This window comes from Kitasatospora sp. NPDC001539, from assembly GCF_040298565.1.
Classification (GTDB): domain Bacteria; phylum Actinomycetota; class Actinomycetes; order Streptomycetales; family Streptomycetaceae; genus Kitasatospora.
The window spans coordinates 1-4,154 of record NZ_JBEPAK010000389.1 but is presented as its reverse complement, the minus strand read 5'-3'; the positions used below and the strand labels follow the sequence as shown (position 1 = coordinate 4,154).

The window sequence follows — 4,154 nt, the reverse complement described above, 5'->3', positions numbered from 1 at the left end:
GGAGTCCATGCGGAGCATCGGCGACCGACGACAACGCGGCGAGGCGCGTGCCCCGGCGTCGGCCCGCAGGCGGGGGTTTGAAGACGGGCCCTAGGGGCGCCCGGCGCACGGCCGGCCGAAGGGCGACCCGGGAGCACCGCGCCCCGGGCCCTTCCGTCCGGCTCGCGTGCCCTGCCGCGCGGCCCGCGCGCCCGTTCACCGCCGACCGGCCGCCGGTCGCGGGACCAGTCGGGAAGGGGCGCGGGAAAAGACAAAGGCCGTCGCGGTGTCAGTACCCACGACGGCCCCCCGATGGCGGAGCAGCGGCCGGTCAGACGGCCAGGTGGTCGAACTCCCCGTCCTTGGCCCCCAGCAGCAGGGCCGCGATCTCGGCCCGGGTGTAGATGAGCGCCGGGCCGTCCGGGAAGCGCGAGTTGCGCATCGCCACGTCGCCGCCGGGCAGGGCCGCGAACTCGACGCAGTTGCCCTGGGAGTTGCTGTGCCGGCTCTTCTGCCAGACCACCCCCTCGAGGTCGGCGGCGGCCATCCCGTTGTAGGCGCGGGCAGAGCCGCGCGTGTCGTGCGAGTCATGCGAGTCGTGCATAGAAGTCTCCCGAAGAGCTCCGGAGTTGTCGTCCAGCGCGGCGCCCCGGCACCGCCGAACGAACGGACCGGCCCCGTACCGGTCCGGCACAACGCCTCACTTGACGCGATGATAGCCGCAGTGCACGTGCATCAGCACGGGACATTGCAGGTGCACGAGCCTTTTTGCCGGCCGCCCGAAGTCTTCACGGACCCTTCTCCTGACGGTACGTAAACGGACATAGCCGAGTGAATCGGCGAGGCGCCGATAACCGGCCGTGAGCGGCCCTCCGCTGAATGTTGATCTTCGAACGCCCGGAGTCGCGCGCTCGTGACGCTCCGTCAGATGACGCCAGGGCTGTGAGACATCTCACGCGCTCCACGCGCAACGCGATCGCCCACCGGACGCGTCAGGGCAACGGCGAACGGACTTCCGGAGGTTGGGAGAGGAATGCCCGGATTGTCGCCATACCGCCCGAACCGGTACGGCGGGGACACGACCCGCGCACCACGACCACTCCAAACCCGTACGGCAGCCGACTGCAGGCCTGACGGGCGGATGTCCTACGATCTCCGGCATGAGCACCGCAGCCATCCCGGGCGCGCCACTGCCCGTCCGCACTCCAGGCTCCCGTGCGCGGGGGCGCCACCGCCGCCCTGAGCGCCCCGAGATCCCCACCGGCTCGCCGGCCCTGGTGCTCGCCGTGCCCGCGACCGCCGGGCCCGAGTCCCGTTCGGTCGTCGAGGAACTGCTCTCGATCGTCCGCAGCGAGCACACCGGCGTCCAGGCCGCGGTCGGCTACCTCCCGGCCGACGGCGCCGAGGGCGGGGACGACCGTACGGTCGCCGAGCTGTTGGCGGCGGCCGCCGAGGCGGGCCTGCCGACGCCCGTCGTGGTGCCGCTGGTCCCGGGGCCGCACGGCTTCCTGGCCGGCCTGCAGGCCGTCGCCGCCGAGTACGGCGCGACCGTCACCGACGCACTGGGCCCGCACCCGCTGCTGGCCGAGGCCGTGCACGTGCGGCTCTCCGAGGCGGGCCTGGCCCGGGCCGACCGGGCCCGGCTGTTCGCCATCGCGACCGCTGCGGACGGCGTGGTGCTGACCACCGTCGGCGGCGAGGAGGCGGCCGCCGCGGCCGGGATCACCGGCGTGCTGCTGGCCGCCCGGCTGGCCGTCCCGGTGGTGGCCGCCGCGCTCGACGTACCGGGCTCGGTCGCCGGGGCCGTCAACCACCTCAAGGAGACCGGCTCCCAGCGCCCGGCGCTGGCCCCGCTGGTGATCGGCCCCGAGGCGGACTCCGAGCTGCTCGCCGCGGCCGCCGAGGAGACCGGCTGCCCGTCGGCCGCGCCGCTGGGTGCCTACCCGACCGTCGGCCAGCTGATCGCCTCCACCTACCTGGCCGCGCTGCCGGCGCCCTCCGCGGAGGAGCTGGCCCGGGCCGAGGAGGAGGCCGCGGCCGAGGAGGGCTCCCGCGGCGCCCACGCGGCCGCCCAGGGGCCCCTGGAGGCCTGACGGACGGCCTTCAGGCCCGCCGGCAGCCGCCGGTGGCCACTTCCCGCGCACCGTAGGTCCGAAGGGCCCGGAACGACTCCGTTCCGGGCCCTTCGGCGTGCCAGGCCCGGCCGCGATTGCCCGGCTCCCTCACGAGCCCGCCCGATTGTCCCGGTACGGGAATGACGGGAGTTAGGCGACAGATGACGCACGATGTCCGTTCTGTCGGCTTTTCCGCGCCGGAATACCGGATGCCGTTCCGGCCCTCCATCGACCGCCGCCGGCCGCCGCGCGACGTTCTCCGCCGGGGATTCCGACACTCCGTCACCGGATTCCTGAGGCGGAGACAATTTCCGGAATGCGCAAGTGGATTATCCGGAAACGATCATTTGCGATCATGGTTAGTGTCCAATTTGACCGTTTCCCCTAAACCGTGATGCACCTCACAGATATTTGCAGTTTGAACTTAAGTCTGCTTAACGTGCTCCCCGTTCGTGACCCCACGGACCCAGTTCATCCGCGACGCCGAGTCCTGCCGTCGGATGTCCTGGCAAGCGCGAAAACGCACCACGGCAGGAGCGGGGGAACCACAGGTAAGTCGCCCCGGGCCGTTCCTCGGAATGGTCCAGGGCTAGGGGTGAAGCCGCGCCCACAGCGCGGCCGGGCAACTCCGGCCCGAATCCGACAGCTCACCTCGCAGGCGTGGGAGAGGACCGCGTCTTCATGCTGCCCACCAACGGCACCCGCCTGTCCGGCCGTACCCGTCGCGTGATCGCCGCCCTCGGCGTCGCGGGCGTCGGCCTCACCATCCCCTGCCTCACCACCGGCACCGCCAACGCCGCCTCCGTCGCGACCTGGGACAAGGTCGCCCAGTGCGAGAGCGGCGGCAACTGGAGCATCAACACCGGCAACGGCTTCTACGGCGGCCTGCAGTTCACCTCCAGCACCTGGGCCGCCTTCGGCGGCACCTCGTACGCCCCGCAGGCCAACCTGGCCACCAAGGACCAGCAGATCGCCGTCGCCGAGAAGGTCCTCGCCTCGCAGGGCCCCGGCGCCTGGCCCGTCTGCTCCGTCCAGGCCGGTCTGACCAAGGGCGGCGCCCCGGCCGCCGTCGACACCTCGGCCGGCACCGCGGCCAAGCCCGCCGCCAAGCCCGCGCAGAGCCAGGCTCCGGCCGCGAAGCCGGCCCAGCCGGCCGCGCCCGCCCCGTCGCAGGCGCAGCCCTCCGACGACTCCGCCAAGGGCACCTGGGCGCAGAAGCGCCAGACCCACGCGCAGAGCGGCGACTACACCGTCGTCGCGGGCGACTGGCTGTCGTCGATCGCCGACAAGCACAAGGTCCAGGGCGGCTGGCAGCGCCTGTACGAGCTCAACCGCAGCACCCTGACCGACGGCCCGGACACCATCTACCCGGGCCAGCACCTGACCTTCGGTGACGGCGACCAGTCCCAGGCAGACCAGTCCTCCACCTCCGGCTCGGACTTCAACTGGTTCAACCGCTCCCAGAAGGCCGGTCAGGCCGCGAACGGCGGTGCCGTGAACGCCCAGCCGACCGCCCAGGCCTCGAAGCCGGCCGCCCCGGCGCAGACCCAGGCCCCGGCCGCCACCGGCAGCATGGCGGCCGCGGTGTCCTTCGCCGAGTCCCAGGTCGGCCAGGCCTACGTCTACGGCGGCACCGGCAACGGCGGCTGGGACTGCTCCGGCCTCACCCAGGCCGCGCTGCGCGCCGCGGGCATCAGCATCCCGCGCGTCGCCGCCGACCAGGCCGCCGCCAGCACCCACGTCTCGCTGGACAGCCTGCAGCCGGGCGACCTGCTCTTCTGGTCGAACAACGGCCAGGACTCCGGCGTGTACCACGTCGCGATCTACGTCGGCAGCGGCAAGTACGTCGAGGCCGCCAACCCGAGCGCGGGCGTCCGCGAGCAGACCGTCGCCAACTGGGCCCCGGACTTCGCCGGCCGGGTCTGAGACGACGGTCCACGGCCGATGGCAGACCGCTGACGGCTGACGAGGCTCGACTCCTGCCAGCCGCCGGCCCCGTGCCGCAGCGCCGCCGTCCGGCCACGACCCTCCGCAGCCCCCGGGAGCTCCCCCGGGGGCTGC

General features: G+C 73.1%; 3 protein-coding genes and 1 riboswitch. Of the genes, 2 read left to right on the top strand and 1 reads right to left on the bottom strand.

All coding sequences use genetic code 11. From position 1 onward, the window contains the following. Positions 1-310 precede the first annotated feature (310 nt). Complete coding sequence (locus tag ABT247_RS32225; protein ID WP_350749882.1) at positions 311-583, bottom strand: DUF397 domain-containing protein; 273 nt, start codon at positions 581-583, stop codon at positions 311-313. Between the two features lie 556 nt (positions 584-1,139). On the opposite strand from ABT247_RS32225, the gene ABT247_RS32220 reads away from it, so the two are divergent. Beyond that, positions 1,140-2,072 carry a hypothetical protein gene (locus ABT247_RS32220; protein WP_350749879.1) on the top strand — a complete coding sequence of 311 codons (933 nt, stop codon included), beginning with the start codon at positions 1,140-1,142 and terminating at the stop codon, positions 2,070-2,072. Positions 2,073-2,596: 524 nt separating this feature from the next. Then, a riboswitch (cyclic di-AMP (ydaO/yuaA leader) is annotated at positions 2,597-2,767 on the top strand. After that, positions 2,754-4,019, top strand: coding sequence for a transglycosylase family protein (locus ABT247_RS32215; protein WP_350749876.1), 1,266 nt, complete (start codon positions 2,754-2,756; stop codon positions 4,017-4,019). It overlaps the preceding riboswitch by 14 nt. Positions 4,020-4,154 lie beyond the last annotated feature (135 nt).

Bases quoted from the DNA above. Each gene is read 5' to 3' on its own strand.
- ABT247_RS32225 (WP_350749882.1), bottom strand. From the start codon at position 583: ATGCACGACTCGCATGACTCGCACGACACGCGCGGCTCTGCCCGCGCC.
- ABT247_RS32220 (WP_350749879.1), top strand. From the start codon at position 1,140: ATGAGCACCGCAGCCATCCCGGGCGCGCCACTGCCCGTCCGCACTCCA.